Origin of the sequence: Vibrio sp. 1167 (assembly GCF_033340375.1) — a bacterium.
In the GTDB taxonomy this organism is placed as follows: Bacteria; Pseudomonadota; Gammaproteobacteria; order Enterobacterales; family Vibrionaceae; genus Vibrio; species Vibrio alginolyticus.
The window spans coordinates 1-475 of record NZ_JAWOWK010000035.1; the positions used below are offsets into that span (position 1 = coordinate 1).

A 475-nucleotide genomic window follows, 5' to 3' on the forward strand; every position below is an offset into this window, starting at 1 on the left:
ACCCAAACGTTTTTGATCTATAAACTGCATATGTTTCTTCAGATCTGGTAAGTCAAGATACCTCGGTGAACGCTTACCTATACAGGGCTTGGTGCATAGAAATCATAACTTTGAGAGTACTAGCTTTTCCACGGCCACGACCTGGTGTCCAGCTTATCCAACCATAGTCATGTAGCATTTTTATAACATTGGAAGTATTACGCCGAGAGGTTGCGAATACGGTTTCTAACTCATCTAAGCTTACTTGATGCAATTGCGAATGATTATAATGATTTAATAACTGACTCAATCTGCGAAGGCATGTTTCGGTCATTTTGCAGCGCCATAGTTTGTAAATAGATAGGAATGCGACACTCGACTTTAGTATGTAAAATAACCAACCACTAGTTTTGGATTAGCTAAGACTTCTCACTGTAACTCGTTCGAAAAAGTGCAATCACTTGTTTAAGTGAAATATGTTACTACTATTTTTATC

At 37.9% G+C, this 475-nt stretch carries 1 protein-coding gene; it reads right to left on the reverse strand.

The annotated features are described in order from the left end of the window. Positions 1-73: 73 nt before the first annotated feature. Entirely contained in the window at positions 74-313 is a 240-nt protein-coding gene (locus R7Z78_RS24095) for an SgrR family transcriptional regulator (protein ID WP_249121495.1), read from the reverse strand. Positions 314-475 lie beyond the last annotated feature (162 nt).